Raw genomic sequence first — 349 nt, 5'->3', positions numbered from 1 at the left:
GAGGCCGTGAAGAAGATCGACTATGATTTCTCGAAACTCAAGGTCGACGGCAATCTCGGCCTGGGCTTTGCCATTCGGGCAGCGACGCTGGATGCCCAGGTCGAGGATTTCCTCGACAGAAATCCGGATGCGATCGTGCTGCATCTCGGATGCGGGCTCGACACGCGCATTTTCCGGGTCGATCCGCCGCGCAGCGTGGACTGGTTCGATGTCGACTATCCCGATGTCATCGACCTCAGGCGCAGGCTCTATCCACCGCGCGAGCGCTACCATCTGATCGGTTCGTCGGTGACCGAACCCGAATGGCTGGCTGAGGTGCCGCGCAACCGCTCCGCCATGGTGGTGGCCG

At 61.9% G+C, this 349-nt stretch carries 1 protein-coding gene; it reads left to right on the top strand.

The window, feature by feature from the left end:
* Positions 1-349, top strand: a 349-nt coding sequence (locus EN852_RS36930) for a class I SAM-dependent methyltransferase (protein ID WP_135879765.1), incomplete at both ends; no start/stop codon positions are given.

This window comes from Mesorhizobium sp. M2E.F.Ca.ET.209.01.1.1 (assembly GCF_004010375.2).
In the GTDB taxonomy this organism is placed as follows: domain Bacteria; phylum Pseudomonadota; class Alphaproteobacteria; order Rhizobiales; family Rhizobiaceae; genus Mesorhizobium.
Note: the sequence above shows the minus strand (reverse complement) of the source record. Positions and strands in the feature narration are given on the sequence as shown.